Origin of the sequence: Nitrosospira sp. Is2 (assembly GCF_033095785.1) — a bacterium.
In the GTDB taxonomy this organism is placed as follows: Bacteria; Pseudomonadota; Gammaproteobacteria; order Burkholderiales; family Nitrosomonadaceae; genus Nitrosospira.
Map to the genome: position 1 here is coordinate 2,430,821 of NZ_CP137134.1, position 24,525 is coordinate 2,455,345.

The 24,525-nt window shown below is 54.0% G+C and carries 25 protein-coding genes; 19 read left to right on the forward strand and 6 right to left on the reverse strand.

Features of this window, described 5'->3' with window-relative positions:
- Window positions 1-21 precede the first annotated feature (21 nt).
- The 6 genes from R5L00_RS10640 to def all read left to right on the forward strand — a co-directional run bounded on the left by R5L00_RS10640 (window position 22) and on the right by def (window position 6,234).
- Window positions 22-1,257: a cell division protein ZipA C-terminal FtsZ-binding domain-containing protein gene (locus R5L00_RS10640; protein WP_317651619.1), complete on the forward strand. Its 1,236-nt coding sequence runs from the start codon at window positions 22-24 to the stop codon at window positions 1,255-1,257.
- Window positions 1,254-3,338 (forward strand): NAD-dependent DNA ligase LigA, encoded by a 2,085-nt coding sequence (gene ligA, locus R5L00_RS10645; protein WP_317651620.1) that lies wholly within the window; start codon window positions 1,254-1,256, stop codon window positions 3,336-3,338. The genes R5L00_RS10640 and ligA overlap by 4 nt, the downstream gene beginning before the upstream one ends.
- A 28-nt stretch (window positions 3,339-3,366) precedes the next feature.
- On the forward strand, window positions 3,367-4,251 hold the full coding sequence (galU, locus tag R5L00_RS10650) for a UTP--glucose-1-phosphate uridylyltransferase GalU (RefSeq protein WP_107695060.1): 885 nt from the start codon (window positions 3,367-3,369) through the stop codon (window positions 4,249-4,251).
- Window positions 4,252-4,276: 25 nt separating this feature from the next.
- Complete coding sequence (locus R5L00_RS10655) at window positions 4,277-4,825, forward strand: hypoxanthine-guanine phosphoribosyltransferase (protein ID WP_107695101.1); 549 nt, start codon at window positions 4,277-4,279, stop codon at window positions 4,823-4,825.
- A 139-nt stretch (window positions 4,826-4,964) separates the two neighbouring features.
- Window positions 4,965-5,711, forward strand: a complete 747-nt coding sequence (locus R5L00_RS10660) for an S-methyl-5'-thioinosine phosphorylase (RefSeq protein WP_317651622.1) — start codon at window positions 4,965-4,967, stop codon at window positions 5,709-5,711.
- On the forward strand, window positions 5,701-6,234 hold the full coding sequence (gene def, locus R5L00_RS10665; RefSeq protein ID WP_107695057.1) for a peptide deformylase: 534 nt from the start codon (window positions 5,701-5,703) through the stop codon (window positions 6,232-6,234). The genes R5L00_RS10660 and def overlap by 11 nt, the downstream gene beginning before the upstream one ends.
- 160 nt (window positions 6,235-6,394) lie before the next feature.
- Here def and R5L00_RS10670 read toward each other — a convergent pair whose 3' ends face one another.
- The 5 genes from R5L00_RS10670 to R5L00_RS10690 all read right to left on the reverse strand — a co-directional run bounded on the left by R5L00_RS10670 (window position 6,395) and on the right by R5L00_RS10690 (window position 8,782).
- Window positions 6,395-6,988 (reverse strand): shikimate kinase, encoded by a 594-nt coding sequence (locus R5L00_RS10670; RefSeq protein WP_107695100.1) that lies wholly within the window; start codon window positions 6,986-6,988, stop codon window positions 6,395-6,397.
- A 142-nt stretch (window positions 6,989-7,130) separates the two neighbouring features.
- Window positions 7,131-7,430 (reverse strand): EF-hand domain-containing protein, encoded by a 300-nt coding sequence (locus R5L00_RS10675; RefSeq protein WP_317651625.1) that lies wholly within the window; start codon window positions 7,428-7,430, stop codon window positions 7,131-7,133.
- Between the two features lie 182 nt (window positions 7,431-7,612).
- Window positions 7,613-7,963: a hypothetical protein gene (locus tag R5L00_RS10680; protein ID WP_107695053.1), complete on the reverse strand. Its 351-nt coding sequence runs from the start codon at window positions 7,961-7,963 to the stop codon at window positions 7,613-7,615.
- Window positions 7,960-8,283: a phage holin family protein gene (locus R5L00_RS10685; protein WP_317651628.1), complete on the reverse strand. Its 324-nt coding sequence runs from the start codon at window positions 8,281-8,283 to the stop codon at window positions 7,960-7,962. The genes R5L00_RS10680 and R5L00_RS10685 overlap by 4 nt, the downstream gene beginning before the upstream one ends.
- Window positions 8,284-8,368: 85 nt before the next feature.
- Window positions 8,369-8,782 (reverse strand): YqjD family protein, encoded by a 414-nt coding sequence (locus tag R5L00_RS10690; protein WP_107695050.1) that lies wholly within the window; start codon window positions 8,780-8,782, stop codon window positions 8,369-8,371.
- Between the two features lie 460 nt (window positions 8,783-9,242).
- Between R5L00_RS10690 and rpsB the strand changes: the two genes are divergently transcribed.
- From rpsB to R5L00_RS10755, 13 genes are all read left to right on the forward strand, one after another.
- Window positions 9,243-9,977, forward strand: coding sequence for a 30S ribosomal protein S2 (gene rpsB / locus R5L00_RS10695; RefSeq protein WP_317651630.1), 735 nt, complete (start codon window positions 9,243-9,245; stop codon window positions 9,975-9,977).
- A gap of 124 nt (window positions 9,978-10,101) precedes the next feature.
- Window positions 10,102-11,010, forward strand: a complete 909-nt coding sequence (gene tsf, locus R5L00_RS10700) for a translation elongation factor Ts (RefSeq protein WP_107695046.1) — start codon at window positions 10,102-10,104, stop codon at window positions 11,008-11,010.
- A gap of 7 nt (window positions 11,011-11,017) precedes the next feature.
- Window positions 11,018-11,734 (forward strand): UMP kinase, encoded by a 717-nt coding sequence (gene pyrH, locus R5L00_RS10705; protein WP_107695045.1) that lies wholly within the window; start codon window positions 11,018-11,020, stop codon window positions 11,732-11,734.
- 100 nt (window positions 11,735-11,834) lie between these two features.
- Window positions 11,835-12,392 carry a ribosome recycling factor gene (frr, locus tag R5L00_RS10710; protein WP_107695043.1) on the forward strand — a complete coding sequence of 186 codons (558 nt, stop codon included), beginning with the start codon at window positions 11,835-11,837 and terminating at the stop codon, window positions 12,390-12,392.
- A gap of 122 nt (window positions 12,393-12,514) precedes the next feature.
- Window positions 12,515-13,312, forward strand: a complete 798-nt coding sequence (gene uppS, locus R5L00_RS10715) for a polyprenyl diphosphate synthase (protein WP_107695041.1) — start codon at window positions 12,515-12,517, stop codon at window positions 13,310-13,312.
- Between the two features lie 48 nt (window positions 13,313-13,360).
- Window positions 13,361-14,182: a phosphatidate cytidylyltransferase gene (locus R5L00_RS10720; protein WP_317651633.1), complete on the forward strand. Its 822-nt coding sequence runs from the start codon at window positions 13,361-13,363 to the stop codon at window positions 14,180-14,182.
- On the forward strand, window positions 14,179-15,366 hold the full coding sequence (ispC, locus tag R5L00_RS10725; RefSeq protein ID WP_317651635.1) for a 1-deoxy-D-xylulose-5-phosphate reductoisomerase: 1,188 nt from the start codon (window positions 14,179-14,181) through the stop codon (window positions 15,364-15,366). The genes R5L00_RS10720 and ispC overlap by 4 nt, the downstream gene beginning before the upstream one ends.
- A gap of 216 nt (window positions 15,367-15,582) precedes the next feature.
- Window positions 15,583-16,950, forward strand: a complete 1,368-nt coding sequence (gene rseP / locus R5L00_RS10730) for an RIP metalloprotease RseP (RefSeq protein ID WP_317651637.1) — start codon at window positions 15,583-15,585, stop codon at window positions 16,948-16,950.
- Between the two features lie 3 nt (window positions 16,951-16,953).
- Complete coding sequence (gene bamA, locus R5L00_RS10735) at window positions 16,954-19,236, forward strand: outer membrane protein assembly factor BamA (RefSeq protein ID WP_317651639.1); 2,283 nt, start codon at window positions 16,954-16,956, stop codon at window positions 19,234-19,236.
- A 23-nt stretch (window positions 19,237-19,259) separates the two neighbouring features.
- A complete protein-coding gene (locus tag R5L00_RS10740) occupies window positions 19,260-19,787 on the forward strand; it encodes an OmpH family outer membrane protein (RefSeq protein ID WP_107695033.1) in 528 nt (175 codons plus the stop codon).
- A gap of 80 nt (window positions 19,788-19,867) precedes the next feature.
- The gene (fabZ, locus tag R5L00_RS10745) at window positions 19,868-20,347 is read left to right on the forward strand and encodes a 3-hydroxyacyl-ACP dehydratase FabZ (protein WP_107695099.1); all 480 of its coding nucleotides are present in this window, start codon (window positions 19,868-19,870) and stop codon (window positions 20,345-20,347) included.
- A 29-nt stretch (window positions 20,348-20,376) separates the two neighbouring features.
- Window positions 20,377-20,979: a ribonuclease HII gene (gene rnhB / locus R5L00_RS10750; RefSeq protein WP_317651642.1), complete on the forward strand. Its 603-nt coding sequence runs from the start codon at window positions 20,377-20,379 to the stop codon at window positions 20,977-20,979.
- 307 nt (window positions 20,980-21,286) lie between these two features.
- Window positions 21,287-21,766: a peptidylprolyl isomerase gene (locus tag R5L00_RS10755; RefSeq protein ID WP_317651644.1), complete on the forward strand. Its 480-nt coding sequence runs from the start codon at window positions 21,287-21,289 to the stop codon at window positions 21,764-21,766.
- Window positions 21,767-21,828: 62 nt separating this feature from the next.
- Here R5L00_RS10755 and mutS read toward each other — a convergent pair whose 3' ends face one another.
- Window positions 21,829-24,480, reverse strand: coding sequence for a DNA mismatch repair protein MutS (gene mutS / locus R5L00_RS10760; protein ID WP_317651646.1), 2,652 nt, complete (start codon window positions 24,478-24,480; stop codon window positions 21,829-21,831).
- Window positions 24,481-24,525: the final 45 nt, after the last annotated feature.

Here is a 24,525-nt window from a genome sequence, read left to right on the forward strand (position 1 = left end):
AGTATGGTTGATTTAAACAAAATGAGCGAATTGCAAATCAGTTTGATTGCGATTGGCATCGTCGTCATCATGGTAGTAGTCTTATTCAACTGGATGCAACACCGGCGTTTCCGTCGCAGTGCTGAAAAGGCATTTGGCCAGAAACCGGAAGATGTGTTGCTGCGCACAGGTATGGCGGCAGGTGCTCCCGTCGAAGAAGAGGATCGGATTGAACCGCAGCTTGGCAACGAATCCACGCTCGAATTTCATGCAGACCCGATTATCCCGCCTACGGACGTCGCTCAACGGGTGGCGGATTTGCGTCCAGAACCACGACTGGAGAGTATAAGACCGGATCCGGATCCGGGACCGGAACCGGCTGGGCTATCGGAGCAAGTGGCAGCGGCAGCCCGTCGCGATCCGGTTGACAAGGTCGATGGGGTTGACACACTCAGCGGGACGGATGCGGGAGTGGATTATGTGGTGGAGATCCATGCGGCAACAGTGCTCCCGGACTCTAGCCTGACCGAGGTACTGCAGCGGAAGTTTGATTTCAACAAGCCTGTGCGTTGGCTGGGGCAGCGGGAGAGAGGTGCTGGCTGGGAGGATATCTCTGCGGAGACCACTGGTGCGCGTGGTTATATCGCTTTGCGCGGCTGCCTCCAGCTCGCCGACCGCGCCGGACCCGTGAGCGAACTCAGCCTGGCTGAATTTCGCGATTTAGCAAAAAACCTCGCTATGCGTGCGAAGGCGGAAGTGGACTGTCCCGATATTCGAGGGGCGCATGCACGGGCAGTTTTCCTGGATGAATTTTGTGCAGAAGTGGATGTGATGATAGGCATCAATATCATCAGCATGGACAACAGCGTGTTTACGGGCGCAAAAATTCAGGTCATGGCGGAGTCGTCGGGCTTCAAGCTGGGATCAGAAGGCATGTTTCATTATTACGATGAAAGCGGCGTCGCATTGTTTTCGCTCGGGAATTTCGAGCCTGCGCCATTCCTTCACAGCAGCATGCGTGCGTTGACGACTCATGGCATTACTTTTCTTCTGGACGTGTCGCGGGTTGCAAACGGCGAGATTATATTCGGGCAAATGGTTCATGTTGCCAGAGCTTTTGCGGATGCGCTCGGCGGTATAATGGTGGATGACAATCGCGTTCCCTTAACCGAGAATGGTATTCGCAAAATCAAGCAGCAACTCAGCGCGATTCAGTCTGTGATGCAGGCGCGTAATATTCCCGCAGGCAGCAAGGTCGCGATGAGGCTGTTTGCGTGAGCGAACCCCCCGAACAAGTAGCGCGTCGAATAAAGGAACTGCGCGACAGTATCGAACTGCATAATTACAATTACTATGTTCAGGATGCACCGACGATTCCCGATGCGGAGTTCGACAAGCTGTTCCGAGAACTGGAAGAGCTGGAAAAACGCTATCCAAACCTTGTTACGCCCGATTCCCCCACCCGCCGAATAGGTGCTTCCGCGCTTAAGGCATTTTCGCAGATTGTTCACCGTACCCCCATGCTCTCCCTCGGTAATGCTTTTGATGAGGGCGAGGTTGAAGCGTTCGATCGGCGAGTGCGGCAGGCCTTGGGGATCAGCACCTTGGAATATGCGGTAGAACCCAAATTTGACGGGCTCGCGGTGAGTCTCTGTTACGAAAATGGCATATTCAGGACGGGAGCTACACGTGGCGACGGTTATGTTGGAGAAGATGTTACCCTGAATTTACGTACTATCCGGTCAATTCCGTTGGCCCTCAAAGCCGATGCGGATGGCAGGCAGTTGCCATCCTTCCTAGAGGTACGCGGCGAAGTACTGATGTTGAAGGCCGATTTTGAGAAACTTAACCAGCAACACCGCCAGAAAAACCTCAAGGAGTTTATTAATCCGCGTAATGCAGCCGCGGGTGCTCTTCGCCAACTTGATCCGGGCATTACAGCCACTCGTAAACTCGCGTTTTTCGCTTACGGTGTAGGCGCGTGTGAAGGCGGAAACGTGCCGCGCGATAAACACGGGCACATATTGGATTATCTTGCGTCATTACGTTTGCCAGTCGTGCTCGAACGGAGGACTGTAACCGGCCTCGAAGCGTTGCTGAACTATAACCGGGAGATATGGGCCAAGCGGGATCAATTGCCGTATGCCATTGATGGCACAGTGTATAAGGTTAACGATTTGGCCCAGCAGGCCCAACTCGGGTTTGTTTCACGTGCTCCGCGTTTCGCGCTCGCACACAAATTTCCGGCGGAGGAAGCGGTAACGGAATTGCTTGGGATCGACGTTCAGGTGGGGAGAACCGGTGCGTTGACTCCCGTGGCGCGGCTGAAGCCCGTATTTGTTGGCGGCGTTACGGTGACCAACGCCACGCTGCACAACGAGGACGAGATCAGGCGAAAGGATGTCATGATTGGAGACAGCGTGATCGTGAGGCGCGCGGGCGATGTGATTCCCGAAGTGGTGGCAGTACAGAAAGAGAAGCGGCCGCCCTCATTCAGACCCTTCGCGATGCCCGATCACTGCCCGGTGTGCGGGTCGAAAGCAGTACGCCTGGAGGGAGAGGCGATGACGCGTTGTACAGGCGGATTGTTTTGCCCAGCCCAACGGAAACAGGCTATTTTGCATTTTGCTTCACGGCGCGCCATGAATATTCATGGTCTGGGAGACAAACTGGTGGAGCAACTGGTTGACAACGCCGTGATACGAACACCGGCGGACCTTTATAAACTGGGTATATCCGCTCTGGCTGCGCTGGCGCGGATGGCGGACAAGTCCGCCGGCAACGTGATTGATGCAATCGAGAAAAGTAAAAATACCACCCTGGGCCGGTTCATCTTTGCGCTAGGTATCCGGAACGTGGGGGAAACCACTGCCAAGGATCTGGCGCTGTATTTCGGCGGGTTGGATCCGTTAATAGCCGCGGATGTGGAAAGTTTGCGGCGGGTGCCGGATGTCGGTCCAATCGTAGCGCAGAGCATTGCCGATTTTTTTGCGGAGCGACACAATCTCGAAGTCATCGAGCAGTTGCGCGCGAGCGGGATGCGGTGGAAGGAGAATGAGGATGGGGGCATGCAGCAGGCCGGCCCAAGCTCCAGTGCGAGTCCCGGCAGCGGTAAAGTCAGAGGCAAAACCTTCGTGCTCACCGGAAGCTTGCCAAATCTTTCCCGTGACGAGGCGAAGGAGAAACTCGAAGCCCAGGGTGGAAAAGTCACGGGAAGTGTTTCGAAAAAGACTGATTTTGTGGTGGCCGGGGCCGATGCAGGCAGCAAATTCGATAAGGCAGCGGAACTGGGGATAACCATTCTCGACGAAGCTGGGCTATTACAATTGTTACAAGAATCACAGGCTGACCCCCGCTAGGTCCGCACTACTCTGGAGAAATCTTTTCATGCCCAAGATTACGAAGGCTGTTTTTCCTGTCGCGGGCATGGGTACCCGTTTTTTGCCGGCAACCAAGGCGAGCCCAAAGGAAATGATGCCAGTCGTAGATAAGCCGCTTATACAGTACGCGGTGGAGGAAGCCATTGCTGCCGGTATAACAGAACTGATTTTCATAACCGGCCGTCACAAACGCGCCATTGAAGACCATTTCGATAAAGCTTTTGAGATGGAGGCCGAATTGGAAGCAAAGGGCAAGAGTGATACGCTCGAGATGCTGCGCAGCATTTTGCCGAAAAATATTTCCTGCATTTATATCCGACAGTCCGCGCCACTGGGTTTAGGACACGCAATATTATGCTCACGTCCCGCAGTGGGAAATGTGCCTTTTGCAGTTTTGCTGGCAGATGATTTACTGGTTGGCGAAGAGCCGATCATTGGACAAATGTGCCATATGTATGAACAAAATGGCTGTTCGATACTGGCTGTGCAAAATGTGGAGCGGGAGGAAACCGCCAGTTACGGAATCGTGGAATGTGGTCCCGGCATGCACGGTCTGCACCCCATCACTGGTATCGTTGAAAAACCTGCGCCCGAAAACGCCCCCTCGACTCTCGGCGTGGTCGGGCGCTATGTCTTGACGCCCCAAATTTTTGCACACCTGGAAAAAATCACGCCCGGCGCAGGAGGAGAGATCCAACTCACTGATGGCATCGCTTCGCTATTGCAGGAAGAGCCAGCGCTGGCGTATGAGTTTGCGGGTACGCGTTACGATTGCGGGAGCAAGATAGGCTACCTCAAGGCGACGATTGCGCTGGCGCTTGAACACCCAGAGGTAGGAAGAGAATTTGCGCGTTATCTGGATGCGCGATGCCAAAGAACGCCTTCTGCCTGAGAATCCTCCACCAACTCCAATTCTTATGCTGTCTTACGAAGAAGCGAGAAAGGCTTTGGCTGCGGCAGAGCAGATAATCCCTGCTGACGTGGTGTCCCAAATTGTAAAGCGTATGGCGGTAGATATTACTGCGGAGCTGTCGCACCAGTATCCCCTCATATTAAGCGTGATGGGCGGAGCGGTGGTGTTTACCGGCCAATTGCTGCCGCTACTGGAGTTCCCGCTCACTTTCGATTATCTCCATGTCAGCCGCTATAACAACCAGATGCGGGGCGGGAAAATCACGTGGAAAGTCTCGCCTCATGCAGAAGATTTGAAGAACCGGGTGGTACTGGTACTGGACGATATCCTTGATGAAGGGGTAACGCTTGCGGCAGTCCGCGAGAAGGTCATGAGTCACGGCGCAAAGGCGTTTTACAGCGCTGTTTTTGCTGACAAAGATATCGGCCGGCCCAAGCCCTCGCAGGCAGACTTTGTTGGCGTTAAGTTACCGGATCGCTATGCGTTTGGTTTCGGCATGGATATACATGGCGCATGGCGGAACTTGCCCGCGATTTATGCCGTCAGAGACTGATTTGATGATCCGGATCAGAATCTGGGCAGGAATTGGGGCGGTTGCATTGCACAACTCACCCCAGCTTGGCGATCTCGGACGTTCAACCCAGATTGCAGCCGGCCCCGTCAAATATTCCATCTTCATCAATTGAGGAAATATGCTTGCAATTATCGGTGGTACCGGTCTGACTCAGCTTAGCTGCCTCGAAATATCGCATCGGCGCATATTGACAACGCCGTATGGCGAGCCGTCGGGCCCGCTGACTTTTGGCCATATTGGTGACAAACGCGTTGTGTTTCTCGCGCGCCACGGCTATGGTCACACTATACCGCCTCACGAAGTAAATTATCGCGCGAACTTGTGGGCATTGCATTCCTTGAACCTGACCCGAGTCGTGGCAGTCGCATCGGTAGGCGGAATTCGCGCGGATTTGACACCCGGCACCCTAGCGATTCCAGATCAGATCATCGATTATACTCATGGCCGCAAATACACCTATTACGAGGGCACCGACAAACCGGTTTCTTACATAGACTTCACAGAGCCCTACTGCCAGTTGAGCCGCGAGAGTCTACTTGAAGCGGCGAAGCGCGCAAACGAGCAGGTGATTGCTGGCGGTGTTTATGGTGCAACTCAGGGTCCGCGTTTGGAATCCGCTGCTGAAATTATCCGGCTGGAGCGGGACGGGGTGGATATGGTCGGTATGACGGGGATGCCGGAAGCGGCGCTGGCGAAGGAACTGGGTCTGTGCTACGCGACTATTGCCGTGGTAGCGAACGATGCCGCTGGCCGTGGAACAAGCGCACACGCAATACGGCTGGAAGATGCGCATGCTGTTCTGCAAACAGCGATGGTTCGTGTCAAAGAAATACTCGTACGCGTGGTGGAATTCGATGCCGATTAAACCTGTCTTAAAAATGGGTGATCCCCGCTTGCTTGAGGTAGCTAAAACGGTGAAGGAGTTCGGCACTCCCGAGATCGAGGCGCTGATAGTTGACATGCACGACACCATGGAAGCGCTCGACGGCGCAGGCCTTGCTGCACCACAGATTGGTATCGGCCTCCAGGTAGTGATTTTCGGTGTGAAGCGCAACCCGCGATATCCGGGGGCCGAGGAGGTTCCTTATACCGTGCTGGTGAACCCGGTAATTACGCCGCTCGGCAACGACATGGAACAGGGGTGGGAAGGCTGTCTCAGTGTTCCGGGCATGCGTGGCATGGTTCCCCGCTTTGCCCGGCTACGCTATCGTGGCTCGGATGAGTATGGAAAACCGATAGATCGTTGTGTGGATGGGTTCCACGCCCGCGTGGTGCAACACGAATGCGACCACCTGGAAGGTATTCTTTATCCTATGCGCATTACTGATTTTCGTACGTTTGGCTTTACAGACGTGTTGTTCCCGGGTCAGGCGCCAATGGATGAGTAATCAGTTTTCATTCATTGAAAGACTGGCAATAATCCGGTAGTCCGGGGAGGAGGACGTGGGACTCAGCGGGCAATTATCGTTTTACAACGATGAGCGCGAAGACCGGAAGGAAAGGAAATGTTCGTACCCACGACTGATCGGAAGTTCTTGAATTCCATTTTCAGTCATCCGCTCGAAACCCTGAGCAGGCCGCCAATTGTTGTGCCAGCAGTTGCGCCAGATTACGTGCGCTTCGCTTGCCGCTCTCGACGACGATATGCGCTGTTTCGCGGTATAAGGGATCGCGTTGCGCGTAAAGCTCAGCCAGTTTTGTTCGTGGGTCGGGGGTTTGCAGGAGGGGGCGGTTTTTGTCTTGCCGTGTCCGCCGCCATAAATCATCAATGGTTGCGCGCAAATAGATCACGGTGCCATTGCGCCTGAGCATCTCGCGGTTTTCCCGGCTCAGCACTGCTCCTCCTCCAGTGGCCAGTACGATGTCCCGGCCTTTCACCAGTTCGGATAGTATTTCGGTTTCGCGTTTGCGGAAACCGCTTTCCCCCTCTATTTCGAAAATAACCGGAATGCTGACCCCGGTCCGTTTTTGAATTTCGCGATCCGAGTCGTAGACCGTTTTTTCCAGCAGGCCAGCGACGAGTTTGGCGATTGTGGTTTTTCCCGCCCCCATCATTCCAACCAGAAAAATATTACCGCTCTCGCCTACTGCATTTCTAAGCTCAGTGTTATCGAACGCCTCGGGTGCGATTGTGGGATTCATCCAGCCATTGTAGCGGAAATGCCCCAACGGCGCGTGGGCGAATGCTAGGGCATCGTCGCTCTGCCAGTTTAGGCGGCGAGTTTGCACCGCAAGTGCGAGGGAACCACTGATCCCCTGGAAGAGACCCAGGGGGGCCTACCAATTATTTCGAAACTTCCTCATCCAAGCGCATGGGCGGCGCTTTGCCAAACTCATCCTTGTTCAATCTCCCATCCCGGTCAACATCCAGACTTTCAAATGTTCGGGCCGGCATCTTCTGCTGCGCAGCTTCCTCTGCGCTCACATAGCCATCCTCGTTGGTATCGTAAAGTTCTAATGGAGCCCTTATTACCTCCGCCTTGGGCGCCGATTCTTCCGCGTGGACCAAGCCCGGGGCGGACAGTACGCATGCAGCCGTTGCGGCCAGCGCGAGGATCATTCTGTTCAAAGTTGAAGATGGCATGGAAGTCAGTCAGTTCATCAGAAGATAAATGATTACGAGTACAAATGCAGGCACGCCCAGAAGCCAAGCTAGAAAATATTTACCCATGATCGTTCTCCTTGGAAAACCGGAAGGATCATATTTCGCTTATTTTGACGTCGGACTGTTTGACTCCGCAATGGCAAATGGAAGTTTTATTCGGTTTATTTCATTTGGTTGCGCGACTTTAAGGAACTCACTACCGATGGCAGCACCTGCCGCATCACTAAAGTTTTCGCACTGCTGCCCAGCATTCCTGCCGCCAAGGCGATGCCGCCTTTTACCGCTCTCCGTAGCGGCTTACGCGGCAAGAACGCCAAAGCGGCAAGCAACCCCAGCGAGGCGGAGTATGGATGCCGAGCAATGAATTTGAACGTCTGGCTTCGGGGGAACGCGTCGACAGTCACCGTTTGCCGCGGTTCCTCCGTATAAACCAACTCGGACCGGTAATTATTGCGGCTGGCGTGCATTCGCTCCAGCAGCGCATTTCTTTCTTGTTCCAGTTCGCTGCTCATACTATGTCTTTCATCAGTTTGATGTCCTGCTGTAATTCGTCGCGAACAGTATCAAAAGCTGATACAGAATCTGCGCGGCTCGGCGTTCCCATATATATCACAAACGCTAATAAAGTAAAGAAAGCAGCCACGCCCCATGCGGACATCACGCGATAGGGCGTATCCCAACAGGTAATGATGACGGCCAGCCCCAGGAAAAAAAAGCTTAAGACGCCAAAGAGCGCTGCCGCCGCGTAGCCGATAATGCGCCTTTTCAGGTTCTGCCCCTGAATCTCAGCCGATATCTTCAACAGCTCCAGATATTCGCCGACGCGCTCCAAGGCGATTGCTCCCACCTGCCTGGCTTTTTTAATGGTCTCAAACATGGCGATTTCTCACTGATATGCTGGGGCCGAACGGAGCCGCCTACCGCCGGGCTGTCAATAAGCCTACTAGCAAGCCGATCGCTGCGGCATAGCCCACCGATTGCAGCGGACGTTCCTTAACGTAATCCCGGGTACATTCGATACCGTGATCCAGTTGTTCCCGGGCCTCGTGGGCAACATCCCGAGCCGTTTCCTTGGTTTCGGCAATTTTTTGTATCAAATTGTCCTTTGCTTTTTCCAGATCAATATCCGATAAACTGGGAATGCGCGAGATGAGATCGTCCAGGTCAGCTCTGAGATTCGCCAGTTCGTCGCTGGCGACCGCCCCCACCTGTTTCCCGGCCGTTTTGGCGGCGTTGCCGACCCTCTGAGCTGCATCACCGACGCGATGCGCCACATTTTCCGCTGCGGCTTTTGTATCCTCGGCTGTATTCGTGGAAGTATCTCTTTCCATGGTAAGCTCCTTTTAGTTGTTGGAAGAAAATATGTGTACTAGATTTTTACCCTTGCATGAGAACCTTCGGTTTTTCTTCAATTTTTACCCCTGCATGAGAGCCTTCAGTTTCTCTTAATTATCGCCGGGGGTATGTTCGTTGACACACATAATGGATTGGTCTGGCACGGTTCCGCTCATCCTCCTCCTTCTGCGCTCTTGAACTGTTTATTCGCATCCCAGGCGCTTGTGGCAGGATAAATGCCTATTTTTATACAGCTCAATTGAGTGAGGCCGGGCAAAAATGGTATAATTTCGCGCTAACCTGGCGTCGCGAAGATCCTTGTTTTCGACAGGTCCGAGCAATCCGGGAGTTAGTCGCCAGCTTGAATGCTGGCGTAATTTCGCACATCCGTCTTTCAAAGGGTGCTCGCAACAGAGCGGCAGCGGCGGATGGAGGCTTAACCCTATAGGAGAAACCATGTCAGTGACTATGCGGCAGATGCTGGAAGCGGGCGTCCATTTCGGACATCAAACCCGTTTCTGGAACCCGAAGATGGCTCAGTATATTTTTGGCCATCGCAATAAGATCCATATCATCAACCTTGAAAAGACCCTGACGATGTACCAGGAGGCCATGAGCTATGTGCGTCAGCTATCGGCCAACAAAGGCATTATCCTTTTTGTGGGAACCAAGCGGCAGGCCCGCGATATCGTACGCGAGGAAGCGATGCGTTGCGGCTCTCCGTATGTCGATCAGCGATGGCTGGGAGGGATGCTCACCAATTTCAAAACGATAAAACAATCCGTGAAGCGTCTGCACGATATGGAGACGATGGCCCAGGATGGTACGCTGGACAAGCTTTCAAAAAAAGAAGCGCTGGATATTCAGCGTGAGCTGGAAAAACTCCATCGCAGTCTGGGGGGCATCAAGGATATGAAAGGGCTTCCCGATGCCATGTTTGTGGTTGATGTCGGTTATCAGAAAGGAGCAATCACGGAGGCTCGCAAACTTAGCATCCCGATAGTCGGAGTTGTAGATACCAACCATAGTCCTGATGGGGTGGATTATGTCATTCCCGGCAATGATGATTCCAGCCAGGCGATACGGCTTTATGTGCGTGGCGTGGCCGATGCGATTCTGGAAGGGCGTAATCAAATGGTGCAGGGAATCGTTAAAAACGAATTTGAAGAAGTGGAAGAGGGCGCGGACTAGCAATTGCTAACTAACAACTGCTTTCCTGGCGACTGCCGGGAAGTTGGAGGCTGGGCTAGTGCCTTTTTTGCAGAGGCGGCGGAAATGAAGCCGCCTATTTTATTGAATCGAATCTGGAGTGACTATGGCTGAGATCACCGCACAGATGGTGAAAGAGTTACGCGACCTCACCGGCTTGGGCATGATGGAATGCAAAAAGGCGTTGAGTGAGACCGGCGGCGACATGAAAGCGGCGGAGGACCTGCTGCGGATCAAAAGTGGAGCCAAGGCGAGCAAGGCTGCCGGCAGGATAGCCGCAGAGGGCATGGTGGCGGCGCATATTGCACCGGATGGCAAGAGCGGCGCGTTGGTGGAAGTTAACTGTGAAACGGATTTTGTCGCCAGAAACGAAGATTTCATCAATTTCGCCCGTAATCTCGCAGAGTTGTTAACGACGGAAAGCCTGGGGAATACGGAAGCATTGGCAGGCGCTACTTTGCCCGGGGGCGAGAATGTGGAGGAATTCCGCAAGGCGTTGGTAATGAAGCTGGGTGAAAACATCAGTGTGCGACGGTTCGTGCGCTATCAGGCCTCGGGCAACCTGGCTTCATATCTTCATGGGGCCAAAATGGGGGTGATGGTCGATTACACCGGGAGTGATCCGACGCTCGGTAAGGATCTTGCCATGCATATTGCTGCGAGCAAGCCGATTTGCGTCTCGGCTGATCAGGTGTCGTCTGAATTGCTGGCGCGCGAACGGCTGATCTACACCGCGCAGGCGGAGGAAAGCGGCAAGCCTGCCGATATCGTCGCAAAAATGGTAGAAGGGCGTATCGCAAAATACTTGGCGGAAGTGACGCTGCTTGGTCAACCCTTCGTCAAGAACCCTGATCAGACCGTGGAGAAATTGCTCGCATCGAAATCTGCAAAAGTGAACGGCTTTACCCTGTTTGTTGTAGGGGAGGGCATCGAACGGAAAAGTGGCGATTTCGCGGCTGAGGTAATGGCCCAGGTAAACCAGGCGAAAGAAGAAAAGGCATCACAACCAGATTGAAAAATTCATGACGACTGCGTCTTATAAGCGTATTCTCCTGAAGCTCTCGGGGGAAGCCCTGATGGGCGACGACAGCTATGGTATCAACCGTCATGTGATCGAGCGGATTGTCTCCGAAATAGCTGACATCAACGGGATGGGTGTGCAGGTGGCGGTAGTAATCGGGGGCGGAAACATCTTTCGAGGGATGGTATCCGCTGCCGACGGGATGGATCGTTCTACAGCCGATTACATGGGGATGCTTGCTACCGTAATGAATGCCCTTGCGCTACAGGATGCCATGCGCCGTGGCGGGGTAGTAAGCCGGGTACAGTCCGCGTTACGCATTGATCAGGTTGTCGAACCTTACATTCGTGGCAAGGCAATCCGGTATCTGGAAGCAGGTAAGGTGGTGATCTTTGCCGCAGGTACCGGCAACCCGTTTTTCACTACCGACACGGCTGCCGCGCTACGGGGGATGGAAATGAACGTGGACATCGTGCTTAAAGCCACCAAGGTCGACGGCGTCTATACCGCCGATCCCAAGAAGAACCCTGACGCTGTACGCTATAAGAAACTGTCATTTAACGATGCTATTGCCCAGAACCTTCAGGTCATGGATGCCACGGCGTTAACCTTATGCCGCGACCAGAAGCTACCCCTCAATGTATTCAGTATTTTCAAGGCCGGAGCGTTAAGACGGGTAGTAATGGGTGAAGATGAGGGAACCCTCGTAGAGGTTTGACAGGTTTTTGTAAAATCGCGACTGAACCGGGATATGCCACGCTGGAGCAATCCATGGACTTGCAGTGCATCTTTTACACTATCTATGTGACCTAAAAATCATGATCGCCGACATTAAGAAAGCCGCTGAAGAGAAAATGCAAAAGAGCCTTGAGGCATTGAAACTGGACTTAGGCAAGGTTCGAACAGGGCGAGCGCATACCGGACTGTTGGATCATATCACGATTGATTATTATGGTACGCCCACGCCCATCCATCAGGTTGCCAATGTTAATCTGGCCGATGCGCGCACGATCACCGTTGCCCCTTGGGAAAAGAAGATGCTGGGTTCGGTTGAAAAAGCTATCCGCAATTCCGATCTCGGATTGAACCCTGTTACTGTAGGAGAGTTGATTCGGGTGCCGATGCCACCGCTTACGGAGGAGCGCCGTCGAGACCTCACCAAAGTTGTCAAGCATGAGGCGGAAAATGCGCGGGTGGCGATGCGAAATATCCGGCGAGACGCGAATGCTCATCTGAAGGAACTGCTCAAGGAGAAGAAGGTCGCGGAGGACGAAGAACGTCGCGGTCAGGAAGAAATCCAGAAACTCACCGACCGCTACATCTCGGAAATAGATAAAACCCTGCAAACCAAGGAAGCCGAATTGATGGCAATATAACCTAGGGCAAAATACCGTAAAATACGGGGGGAAAGCCAGATGATCTGCGAAGCGCGGATGCTCATGAATGATTAAATTCCCTAAAAATTCCTGAACCATCCTTAACTCAACCATATCCTCTCATGCCCGCTATCACGAGTTTCACCAGCTCAACCCGGGAAATACCCGAGTCACGCATCATTCCCCGCCACATTGCCATTATCATGGACGGCAACGGGCGCTGGGCAAAAAACCGCTTCATGCCACGAATGGCAGGGCATAAGCGCGGGGTGGAGACAGTTCGCACCGCGATAAAAGCATGTATCGAGCGCGGCGTTGAATACCTGACATTATTTGCTTTCAGCAGTGAAAATTGGCGCAGGCCGCCGGACGAAGTTGCCTTCCTCATGCAGCTATTCATAAATGTACTGGAACAGGAAGTTAGCAAGCTGCACGAGAACGGGATCCGTTTTAAAGTTATCGGCGATTTATCAAAGTTCGAGCCCAAAATCGTTGAATTCATCCGCAACGGCGAAGCGCTTACGGCGGCGAACGACCGCTTCACTCTTACCGTCGCGGCCAACTATGGGGGGCGGTGGGATATCATGCAGGCAGTCCGGAAGATGCTCGCGCAGCGTCCCGATCTTGCGACGTGTTTCGATGAGAAAGACGTAATGCAGCATTCTGCGTTGAACTTCGCGCCCGAACCCGATCTATTTATTCGGACCGGTGGAGAAAAGCGCATCAGCAATTTTCTTCTGTGGCAACTGGCTTACACTGAGCTCTATTTTACCGAGACGCTGTGGCCGGATTTTGATGCGAATGCACTCGACCTTGCCATTCAGTCTTATCAGCAGCGCGAGCGCCGATTCGGGCGCACCAGCGAGCAACTGGTACAGTCCCCACACAGCAGAGAAGCGGCCGTCAAGAGAACGGCTTAGCTTGCCACTGCTCAAACGTGGCCTGTTTCCCCCTTTATAGCTATAGTCATGCTCCAGGCCAGGATTATCACCGCCGTCATCGTGTTGTGTCTGTTTCTGGCAGCACTGTTTTATTTATCCGCGGTTTTCTGGATGGTGCTATTGCTCGCCTTGACCGCCGCAGGGGCGTGGGAATGGAGCAGGCTGGCCCGTCTTTCTCTTAATTCCTCCATAATTTATCTTTTATTCACTATATTTCTGGCCGGAGAATTGCTATTCGTACTGGGGGACGCGGTCCTGACCAATCCATACAGCACCGCCTTGGAACCGCTTTATTTCACCTCATTAGCATTCTGGATATTGTATGCCCCATGGTTTTTGAAGACGAAGCATCGGGTTGGCAATCCGGCCGTCCTGGCTTTGATGGGCTGGCTCGTGCTATTGCCCACCAGTCTTGCCTTATACCAGTTGCGCGCAATCGATCCGCTTCTTCTGCTCGGCTTCATGTCCGCCATCTGGATATCAGATATCGCAGCGTATTTTTCCGGGCGCGCCTGGGGAAAACACAAGCTCGCGCCCTCGATCAGCCCGGGTAAGACGTGGGAGGGTGCAGCGGGTGCGCTCGCCGCGGTCTTGGTTTATGCCCTGATATGGAGCAATAGTTCGGGAAATGAAGCGCTTGCCAGCTTGCTTGTGCCGCTGTTGCTTCTGCTCGCCGTCATGGGAATTATTGGCGATTTGTTTGAGTCTCTGATGAAACGTCAGGCCGGGGTCAAGGACAGCGGGAATATTTTGCCGGGCCACGGTGGTATACTTGACCGGGTTGATGCGCTTACTTCGACTCTGCCCCTTGCCATTTTATCCCTTCTAATTTTACAGTCCGAATTATGAGATCTGTCCGTAATCTCACCATCCTTGGCTCTACCGGCAGCATCGGGGAAAACACGCTGGACGTGGTTGCACGTCATCCAGACCGGTTCCGCGTGGTCGCGCTCACTGCTAATAAGGGCGCTCCCAAAATGCTGGAGCAATGCCTCCGTTTTCAGCCGCGTTATGCGGTGTTGCTGGACGAGGCCAGTGCGGGATGGCTTCAAGCCGAGATCCATGCGGCGGGTATCCCTACCGAAGTCCTGTGCGGGGTCGAGTCACTGGAGAAAGTCGCATCGTTGCCGGATGTCGATACCGTCATGGCGGCAATTGTCGGTGCTGCGGGCATCCGCCCCACCTTTGCGGCAGCCAGCAGCGGCAAGCAGATCCTGCTTGCAAACAAGGAAACGATGGTAATGGCTGGACGCATCTTCATGGATGTTGTCAAAGAAAACAAGGCGACGTTACTGCCGATCGACAGCGAGCATAATGCCATCTTCCAGTCACTGCCCCACAGTTTCGCCGGGGATTTGAAGGCGGTTGGGGTACGTCGTATTTTATTGACGGCGTCGGGAGGGCCATTCCGGCAAACACCGCTGAGTTTGCTGGAGGAGGTAACGCCGGGACAAGCTTGCGCACATCCCAATTGGGTGATGGGGCGGAAGATTTCCGTAGATTCGGCCACGATGATGAACAAGGGTCTGGAGGTGATTGAAGCACATTGGCTGTTTGAAGCCGGTCCCGAACAAATTCAGGTTGTGGTTCATCCGCAGAGCATCATTCACTCGATGGTTGAATATGTCGATGGTTCAGTGCTCGCTCAGTTGGGCAATCCCGATATGCGCACGCCAATCGCACATGCTCTGGGTTTTCCGGAGCGGATTGAAACCGGCGTCACGCCGCTGGATATGTTCAAAGTGGGTCGGCTCGACTTCGAGGCGCCTGACTTCAAGCGTTTTCCTTGTCTGCGGCTTGCCTATCAAGCCCTGGAGACGGGCGGAAGTGCTCCGGCTGTGCTCAATGCGGCCAACGAAGTTGCCGTGGAGTCTTTTCTTGACTGCAGAATGCCGTTTACGGCGATCCCGGCGATGATAGAGGAGGTCATGCATACGGTGGGCCACGGAGATATGACTACGCTGGATGATGTGTTGGCGGCCGATCGCCTGGCGCGCGAAGCGGCGCATGAGTGGCTGGCGTGTCTGGCATAACCAGCTCGAATTACCGGCTGTTGGTATGGGTCAAACAAGCCGGTCATACCATTCCTTGCGGATGACAAGTTCCCCGGGCATGCGCCGAGCGGGAGCTTGGTCCTGGCTTCTGTCTTCGTCTTTCCGCTGTCCTTACCCTGCGCCCTCCCCGGCGGCAAATCAACTTCTCCGAAAATCCAGCTTTCCCTGGGGTGGCGATACCCAGCCGACGTTGCAATGACCTTCTTCTCCACTGTCCTCGCTTTTGTGGTGACCCTCGGGCTCCTGATCGTATTCCATGAGTTTGGGCACTATCAGGTGGCGCGCTGGTGCGGCGTAAAGGTGCTGCGGTTTTCCATCGGGTTTGGGCGACCTTTGCTGACCAAGCGTTGGGGAAAAGACCAGACGGAATGGGTGATCGCTGCCTTTCCGCTTGGAGGGTATGTCAAGATGCTGGACGAGCGCGAAGGCAGCGTTGCGCCGCAGGATTTGCCGCAGTCTTTCAACCGGAAGCCGGTGATGCAGCGATTTGCGATCGTCGCCGCTGGACCGCTTGCCAATTTTTTGCTGGCAATCGTGCTCTATTGGGTGCTGTTCATGCTCGGCATGGCCGCCATGAAGCCGGTGATCGGCACGGTAGCGCCGGCGACGCCCGCCGCCTTTGCGGGTTTCGAGCGAGGTGAGACGATTACGAAGATAGGAGGGGAACCGGTAGCCACCTGGCAGGACGCCCGCTGGCTGCTTTTGCCGCATGCGGTCGAACGATCTTCTACCGTGACGGTAGAAACGCATAACCCGCAGGGGCACGTCCATCTGCGGCAACTGGATTTCACAGGCATTCATGCCGACGATCTCGATAGTGATTTTTTAAAAAAAGTCGGCCTGAGCATTTATCAGCCCGACATGAAACCCATCATTGCTCATGTTACGCCGGAAAGCCCCGGGAGTCGTGCGGGCCTACATCCGGGGGATGAGATTCTGGAAGTCAATGATAAACAGATCGCGTTGTGGGAAGAGTTGGTCCAAGAGATCAGGACTCATCCTGGAGCATTGCTCAGGCTGAAAATCCGGCGAAACAATGAGACGATGGGAGTCGAAGTTGTTCCGGATACGGCGACCGAAAATGGCGGGAAGGTGGGCAAGATAGGGATCGCCCCGAAAATAGATGAAGCCGAATTCAAAAAACTGATGGTTGAGATCAGCTATACGCCGGGCGCGGCCGTGATCAGGGCAATTAGCAAAACGTGGGAAACATCTGTATTCACCTTGCAGATGCTGGGGAAGATGCTGGTCGGACAAGCATCGTGGAAGAATGTTAGCGGGCCGATAACAATCGCCGACTATGCCGGCAAATCGGCCCAGATGGGCATGACATCGTACCTCGGTTTCCTGGCGGTCATCAGCATCAGTCTGGGCGTACTGAACCTGTTGCCCATTCCGGTACTGGATGGCGGCCATTTGATGTATTATGTGATCGAAATTGTAAAGGGCAGTCCGCTTTCTGCAAAAGCCACCGAGATAGGTCAACAGGTGGGGATGGCGCTGTTATTTGCCCTGATGGCTTTTGCCATCTATAACGACGTCGTCCGGCTTATCCCCAGTTAAAGTATGAAAGTTCGCTATCTCGTCGCGCTCGTGTCTCTCGTTTGCGCTTCAGCTTCGTGGGCACGCGAGCCATTCGTAGTCAAAGACATACGGGTGGATGGAATTCAGCGCACGGAGGCAGGCACAGTATTCAGTTACCTTCCGGTGAAAGTGGGTGATACGCTGGACGATGAAAAAGCTGCAGCCGCAATCAAGGCGCTTTATGCGACGGGTTTTTTCAAGGACGTGCGGCTGGAGTCAGAGGACGGCGTCCTGGTGGTGGTGGTGGAGGAGCGTCCCGCAATTGCGCAGATCAGCATCATCGGCGCAAAGGAATTCGAAAAAGATAAGCTGAAGGAAGGTCTGAAACAGGCCGGTCTGGCCGAGTCACGTATTTTCGACCGTTCAATGCTGGAAAGGGCGGAGCAGGAGCTCAAGCAGCAGTATATCAGCCGCGGCAAATACGCCGTGAAAATCACGACTACCACTACCCCGATGGAACGCAATCGGGTAGCGATCAATTTCCATGTGGATGAAGGTAAAACTGCCAAAATACGCAAGATCAATATTGTCGGGAACAAGGCGTTTAAGGAAAAGGAACTGCTCACTGCATTCGTATTGAGGACGCCAGGTCTGCTCACCTGGTTCACGAAGGAAGATCAGTATTCAAAGCAGAAACTCGGAGCCGATCTGGAGGCGTTGCGATCGTATTATCTCAATCGTGGCTATCTCGAATTCAATATCGACTCCACCCAGGTATCCATCACGCCCGACATGCAGGATATCTATATCACCGTAAACATATCCGAAGGCGAACAATATAAGGTATCGGAGGTCAAGCTCGCGGGTGAACTGCTGCTGCCGGAAGAGGAATTGCGCAAGCTCATCAAGATTGCGCCGGGTGCGGTGTTTGCGCGCGAAAAGCTGACCGAATCCGTCAAGCTCATTACTGACCGCTTGGGCGACGACGGCTACGCGTTCGCCAATATCAACGCGTCACCGCAACTCGACAAGGAAAAACGTGAGGTTGCATTCACTTTTTTTATCGACCCCGGGCGCCGTGTTTACGTCAGGCGTATCAATATTACCGGCAATACGCGTACCCGGGATGAAGTCATCCGCCGGGAAATGCGTCAATTCGAAGGGGGCTGGTATTCAACGACCAAGATCAACCGCTCCAAGGTGCGCGTAGACAGGTTGAATTTTTTCAATGCCGTCAATGTTGAAACGCCGGCGGTTCCGGGCACCACCGATCAGATTGACGTGAATGTTGAGGTTAAGGAAAAACCAACCGGCGCCGTAATGTTCGGGGCGGGTTATTCCAATATGGAAGGGTTGATATTGAGCGGTTCGATTGCTCAGGACAACATATTTGGCACCGGTAAATTCGTCAATCTCATGGTCAACACCGGCAGGGTCAACAAAACCTATTCCCTGTCTTATACCGATCCTTACTTTACCAAAGACGGCGTCACCGCTGGGTTCGACATATATAAGCGTGTACTCAACACGAGTTCGCTGGTATCGGTGAACAGTTTTAATACCGATACCGCGGGAGCGGGTCTGCGTTTCGGTATCCCGGTGAATGAGAATGACAGCATTCAGACGGGGCTCGCAATTGAGAATACGAAGATCGAGCTCGGCCCGAACAGCCCGCAACGAAATATCGATTTTGTGAATGAATTCGGCACCAGTACCATCAACATTCCAGTAACACTCAGCTGGCGGCGCGACGGTCGCGACAGCGCCATCTGGACCACTTCTGGCACAACTCAGCGTATATTTGCCGAGGCAGGACTGCCGGCGGGCGATCTGACTTATTACAAAGTGAGCTACGACCTTCGATGGTATTATCCTCTTACCGACACCTTTACGCTGATGCTGAATGGAGAAGCGGGGTACGGCGATGGCTACCGTGGACATGAGCTTCCGTTCTTCAAGAACTTCTTTGCCGGAGGCAATACTTCCGTTCGCGGCTACAATATCAGCTCGTTAGGGCCGCGGGATGTGAATAACAGAACCCTTGGGGGTAATAAACGTTTAGTGGGCAGCATTGAGATACTGTTTCCAATGCCCGGCATGAGGAACGACCGATCCGTTCGCCTGAGCACGTTTCTGGACGGGGGCACGGTCTGGGGCCCCGGGGGTGTCAGGCCCGAACTGGAAGGACTGCGTTATTCCGCGGGCGTGGCCGTGACGTGGATTTCCCCCATGGGCCCCCTAAAAATCAGCGTCGCACAACCGTTGAATAACGTCCCTGGCGATAATTTACAGCGGTTTCAGTTTCAATTCGGGCAGCAATTCTAGGCGACCAAAACGTGGAGATTAAATTGAAGCACAAGATACATTCGCGTCGGGTATTAATGGCCGCGTGCATCATTTTTGTGTCCACCTGGGGATCCGCTGTTTCACATGCGGATGAGATCAAGATCGGCGTCGTCGATACCGAAAGAGTTTTGGCTGAGTCAGCGCCTGCGGTAAGAGCCCTAAGGAAGATAGAGAAGGAGTTTCTTCCAAGAGACCAGGAACTTAAGAAGATGGCCGCGCAGGCCAAGACGCTTCAGGATCTTCTGGAAAAAGAAGGGCAAAGCATGCCCGAGGCCGAACGCCGCAACAAGGAGCGCGACCTTGCGACACTCAACCGGGAATATCAGCGGGCTCAACGCCAGATGCGCGAAGACCTGAGCCTGCGACAGAACGACGAAGTTGCAACTTTGCAATTAACGGCCACTAAAGTGATTCAAGTCATCGCGGAAACAGAAAAATACGATTTGATACTGCCCCTACGAGATCTGGTTTACCGCAGTCCGCGCATCGATATTACCGAAAAAGTGATTAAGGCCCTGGCTGACAAGTAGCGCAGCGCTGGTCGGAAAGCCCTGGGCGCGACAGCAACCCCGGTATGTTAAATATTAAAAGAAACGGAAGTGTGAACCCGATGGACATCCATGAAATACTGAAGTATCTCCCCCACCGCTATCCTTTTTTGCTGGTTGATCGGGTGATCTCCTGTGAACCAGGAAAAAGTATATCCGCCCTCAAGAATGTGACCATGAACGAGCCCTTCTTTTCGGGCCATTTTCCGCATTACCCGGTCATGCCTGGAGTGTTGATCATCGAAGCGCTGGCGCAAGCAGCAGCGATCCTGACACTCAAGACCGCCAATATGACGACCAATGACGATTCGCTCTATTATTTTGTCGGCATTGATGGCGCGCGCTTTAAAAAGCCTGTACAGCCTGGTGACCAGCTTATCCTCAAGGCCACGATTCTGCGTGAGAGAATCGGGATCTGGAAATATTCGGTTCAGGCGGAGGTGGAGGGACGCGTTGTTACAGAGGCCGAATTGATGTGCACGATGCGAACGAAAAGCCAGGGTGAGCAGAATAAACCGCCAGAAAGCCCGCCTTTAAAGTAGCAAAGTAGGGAAACAAGGAATCGTAAGGCATGCTATCAGACGAGTTCAACTGGGTGTGCGGCGTGGATGAGTCCGGCAGAGGCCCATTAGCCGGCCCGGTCTTTGCGGCTTGCGTTATACTCAACCCGGCCCGCCGGATCGATGGCTTGGCCGACTCCAAAACATTAAGTGAAGATAAGCGCAACAAGCTGACCCTCGCGATCAAGGCAAATTCAATTGCCTGGGCCATCGGGGTCGCGTCGGTGCGTGAAATCGATCGGCTGAATATTCTTCAGGCAAGTTTGCTGGCGATGAAACGTGCCGTTGAGAGCTTGTCTTTCGTTCCCGCCAGGGTACTGGTAGATGGAAACCAAAGTCCTCGTCTGAAGTGCCCGGTCACCACCATTGTCAAAGGGGATAGCCTGGTACCGGAAATTTCGGCTGCTTCCATTCTGGCCAAAACCGCCCGCGATGCGGAGATGGTGGCGTTGCACGGGCGTTTCCCGCATTACGGATTCGACCGCCACAAAGGGTATTCGACCGAGCAACACATTGCCGCATTACGGATTCATGGAATCTCCGAAGTACATCGCCGAAGTTTCGCGCCAGTTAGGGAATCGATAACAAACTTCGGGGCTTCGGGCGGGTCGTAGATAATCGCGGGAATTTCTCGGCACCCGCCGCTCATCCGATATTCTTTCATTGACTCCGTGTCAGTGCGCTAACCGGGCTCATATGCCCCGGATAAGTGATAGCGTCCCGGCCACGGTGGAATCACTGGAGCGGGGCAAAAAACTGGAAAGGAACTAATATTAGACCATAATCACTAACAAGTGATTGGCACTTCAGGAGCTGGACTGAAGTTAAAATGGCGGGTCTGGAGCCTTCTTGGGCGGCGTGCAGGAAGTCTTGCGACCTTATTTATATCCCTGTAATCCATTAAAGCTAGATAAAATATATATGCGCATCGAAAAAGATACCGTGGTCTCGCTAACTTATGAATTATCCGATTTGACCGGCCAGGTAATGGAAAAACCCGGCTCCCCGATCAGCTACTTACACGGGGGATATGACGGCATTTTTCCGATGGTCGAGGAAAAGCTGCATAGCCAAGAGGTAGGCTACAGTTGCTCGGTTTTAATGGAGCCGGAAAACACATTTGGGGAATACGACAGCGAGTTGGTGCGGGTGGAGCCTCGCAGTCTTTTTCCCGATAATGTGGAGGTCGGGATGCAGTTTGAAGGCGGCGAAGAAGGTTCAGATGACGCGTTGATTTATACCGTGACGGATATTGCGGAAGACAAAGTGGTAGTGGACGGCAATCACCCGTTAGCGGGGATCACCTTGCGTTTCGACTGTACCGTTACGGAAGTACGCCCAGCCACAGCCGAAGAACTGGCACACGGTCATGTCCATGGCGCACATGGGCACGAGCATTGATAATTACCCCCGGGGCGTCCGGAAAAATCGTCGCGGACCTATGCAGGGGTAAGATGATCCCGTCAGGGCGGGTCCTTTTCTGCTGCGTTTTTTAGGGCGTAGAGGGTGTCCAGCGCTTGCTTCGGGCTCAACTCGTCCGGGATAACCGTGCGCAGCAGCGTAAAAACCGGATGCTGCGGCCGCGTTTCCCGGGTTTCCAAAGTTTTTCCTGTTTCAAAGCCAGCAGGCGCGGCGTCCGAAAACAGGTCCCTCTGCGGATGCTTCCCAATTGTTTCTTTCTCAAGTTTTGAAAGATATTGTCTCGCCATTTTGATGACCGGAGCCGGCACGCCGGCCAGCGCAGCCACCTGAAGACCGTAGCTTTGGCTCGCGGGGCCCTCATCCACGGCATGCAGAAACACGATATGATGCTTGTGTTCGACCGCGCGCAGATGCACGTTGGCCACTTGCGCGAACTCCTCGGCAAGCTGGGTCAGTTCAAAATAGTGTGTCGCAAATAGCGTATAACTTCCGTTCGTTTCCAGCAGATACCGGGCAATTGCCAAAGCAAGCGCCAAGCCGTCAAAGGTGGATGTGCCTCGTCCTACCTCATCCATTAATACCAGGCTTTGTGAGCTGGCATTGTGCAGGATGTTGGCGGCCTCGTTCATTTCCAGCATGAAGGTGGAGCGTCCTCCAGCCAGATCATCGGAGGCCCCGATTCGCGTAAAAATCCGGTCCAGCGTGCCGAAACGGGCGCTCCTCGCAGGAACGAAACTACCGCAATGGGCGAGCAGTGCAATCAGCGCGGCTTGCCGCATATACGTCGATTTTCCGCCCATATTGGGCCCGGTAATGACGAGCATCCGCCGTGCCTGATTGCCATGGCAGGCGCCAAGGCGTAAATCGTTTGCGACGAAATTCTCCACCTGTCTTTCTACTACAGGATGCCGGCCCGCCTCAATTTCAATAACCGTATCATCAGTAAATACCGGCAAGGTGTAATCCAGCGCAAGCGCGCGCTCGGCGAACGTCGCAAGGACATCCAGTTCTGCGGCGCTTTGCGCCACCTCCTGCAAATGGGGGATGTGGGGCGTAAGCAGGTTCAGCAATTTACCATATAGGAATTTTTCCCGCTCCAGAGCAAGACCCTGGGCCGACAGCGCCCTATCCTCGAAGGCCTTGAGCTCGGGGGTGATGTAGCGTTCTGCATTCTTCAGTGTCTGCCTTCGACGATAGTCGGCGGGAATCTTATCGCTGTGGGCGTGCGTTACCTCGATATAAAAACCGTGCAATCGGTTATATTCCACTTTGAGGCTGGGTATTCCGGATCGCGCCTTTTCCTGTTCCTCAAGTTGAAGCAGAAATTCACCACAGTTGTTTTGTATCGCGCGCAGTTCATCCAGTTCCGCATCATAGCCATCAGCAATTACACCGCCTTCGCGCAGCACGACCGCTGGCTCCTCACGCAAAGCTTTTTCCAGTAACGCCGGCAGCACCGCGTCAGGCATCATTTTTTTCGCCAGCATGGCGATATGTTCGCTGGCGAAACCCCTGACTTCGGCAATAATCGCGGCCGTTTGAGGCAACTGTTTGAGGCTCTCGCGCAATCCCGACAGATCTCGTGGCCGAGTCGATTTTAGCGCGATGCGGGCAGTAATGCGCTCAATGTCCGCTACCCGTTTAAGGGAAGCACGCACACTGAGATACGGCCCGGACCCTGCTTCGCCCATTAAATACGATACGGCCTCCAACCGGTTCTGGATCGCTGCCCGGTCGCGAAGTGGGTGATGCAGCCAGTGCTGCAACAACCGGCTGCCCATATTGGTCGAGCAGGTATCGAGCAGTGCTAGCAAGGTGGGCGAGGGATCGCCGAGTATGGTTTCGGAAATTTCGAGATTGCGGCGAGTGGCGGCATCCATGCGCAGATAGGCGCTCTCCCGCTCCACCCGCAGTGCGGAAATGTGCGCAAGGCTGGTACCCTGCGTGAGGCGCGCGTATTCAAGCAACGCGGCTGCAGCGCCCAGTGATGCATGCAAACCCTCGCAACCGAAACCCGAAAGATCATGCGTGCCGAATTGCCGGGAGAGAATGCGCTCGGCCGCCTCGACATCGAATTGCCAGAAGGGCAGGCGTTTAAGGCACATTTTCTTGAACACGCCGTCGCCATTGACCATGTCAACGCTATCGGGTGAATCTGGCAAGAGAACTTCCGCAGGCTTCAGGCGCTCTAGCTCCCCTGCCAGGTTACCGGGTTTGGTTTCCATCACGCAAAATTTGCCACCCGCCAGATTGAGCCAGGCCAGCCCCAGGATTGACTCGTGCAGGTGCAACGCAACGATAACGCTTTCGCGTTTTTCTTCCATCAGGGCGGCGTCGGTCAGCGTCCCAGGGGTGATGATGCGCGTGACCTGCCGCTCAACGGGACCCTTGGCGGTTGCCGGGTCGCCGATCTGCTCGCAGATCACCACCGATTCCCCCAGCCTGACGAGTTTCGCCAGATACTGATCGGCTGAATGATAAGGCACGCCTGCCATCTTGATTGGCTCTCCGGCGGACGTGCCCCGCCGGGTGAGAGTGATGTCAAGCAGCCGGGCGGCTTTCTCCGCGTCGTCGAAAAAAAGCTCGTAGAAATCCCCCATGCGGTAGAACATCAGCATGTGCGGGTGCTGGGCCTTGATGCGCAGGTATTGCTGCATCATGGGAGTGTGCGCGGCGATGTCTCTCTTGTACATTTTCAAATGCTGTGGCGGAGCCGGCTATACGCTAGTATTAGCGCT

Bases quoted from the DNA above. Each gene is read 5' to 3' on its own strand.
- uppS (WP_107695041.1), top strand. From the start codon at position 12,515: ATGCCCGCTATCACGAGTTTCACCAGCTCAACCCGGGAAATACCCGAG.
- R5L00_RS10640 (WP_317651619.1), top strand. From the start codon at position 22: ATGAGCGAATTGCAAATCAGTTTGATTGCGATTGGCATCGTCGTCATC.
- R5L00_RS10720 (WP_317651633.1), top strand. From the start codon at position 13,361: ATGCTCCAGGCCAGGATTATCACCGCCGTCATCGTGTTGTGTCTGTTT.
- mutS (WP_317651646.1), bottom strand. From the start codon at position 24,480: ATGTACAAGAGAGACATCGCCGCGCACACTCCCATGATGCAGCAATAC.
- rnhB (WP_317651642.1), top strand. From the start codon at position 20,377: ATGCTATCAGACGAGTTCAACTGGGTGTGCGGCGTGGATGAGTCCGGC.
- R5L00_RS10655 (WP_107695101.1), top strand. From the start codon at position 4,277: ATGCTGTCTTACGAAGAAGCGAGAAAGGCTTTGGCTGCGGCAGAGCAG.
- galU (WP_107695060.1), top strand. From the start codon at position 3,367: ATGCCCAAGATTACGAAGGCTGTTTTTCCTGTCGCGGGCATGGGTACC.
- pyrH (WP_107695045.1), top strand. From the start codon at position 11,018: ATGACGACTGCGTCTTATAAGCGTATTCTCCTGAAGCTCTCGGGGGAA.
- rpsB (WP_317651630.1), top strand. From the start codon at position 9,243: ATGTCAGTGACTATGCGGCAGATGCTGGAAGCGGGCGTCCATTTCGGA.
- def (WP_107695057.1), top strand. From the start codon at position 5,701: ATGCCGATTAAACCTGTCTTAAAAATGGGTGATCCCCGCTTGCTTGAG.
- tsf (WP_107695046.1), top strand. From the start codon at position 10,102: ATGGCTGAGATCACCGCACAGATGGTGAAAGAGTTACGCGACCTCACC.
- R5L00_RS10755 (WP_317651644.1), top strand. From the start codon at position 21,287: ATGCGCATCGAAAAAGATACCGTGGTCTCGCTAACTTATGAATTATCC.
- rseP (WP_317651637.1), top strand. From the start codon at position 15,583: ATGACCTTCTTCTCCACTGTCCTCGCTTTTGTGGTGACCCTCGGGCTC.
- R5L00_RS10675 (WP_317651625.1), bottom strand. From the start codon at position 7,430: ATGCCATCTTCAACTTTGAACAGAATGATCCTCGCGCTGGCCGCAACG.
- R5L00_RS10680 (WP_107695053.1), bottom strand. From the start codon at position 7,963: ATGAGCAGCGAACTGGAACAAGAAAGAAATGCGCTGCTGGAGCGAATG.
- R5L00_RS10660 (WP_317651622.1), top strand. From the start codon at position 4,965: ATGCTTGCAATTATCGGTGGTACCGGTCTGACTCAGCTTAGCTGCCTC.
- fabZ (WP_107695099.1), top strand. From the start codon at position 19,868: ATGGACATCCATGAAATACTGAAGTATCTCCCCCACCGCTATCCTTTT.
- bamA (WP_317651639.1), top strand. From the start codon at position 16,954: ATGAAAGTTCGCTATCTCGTCGCGCTCGTGTCTCTCGTTTGCGCTTCA.
- ispC (WP_317651635.1), top strand. From the start codon at position 14,179: ATGAGATCTGTCCGTAATCTCACCATCCTTGGCTCTACCGGCAGCATC.
- R5L00_RS10670 (WP_107695100.1), bottom strand. From the start codon at position 6,988: ATGAATCCCACAATCGCACCCGAGGCGTTCGATAACACTGAGCTTAGA.
- frr (WP_107695043.1), top strand. From the start codon at position 11,835: ATGATCGCCGACATTAAGAAAGCCGCTGAAGAGAAAATGCAAAAGAGC.
- R5L00_RS10690 (WP_107695050.1), bottom strand. From the start codon at position 8,782: ATGGAAAGAGATACTTCCACGAATACAGCCGAGGATACAAAAGCCGCA.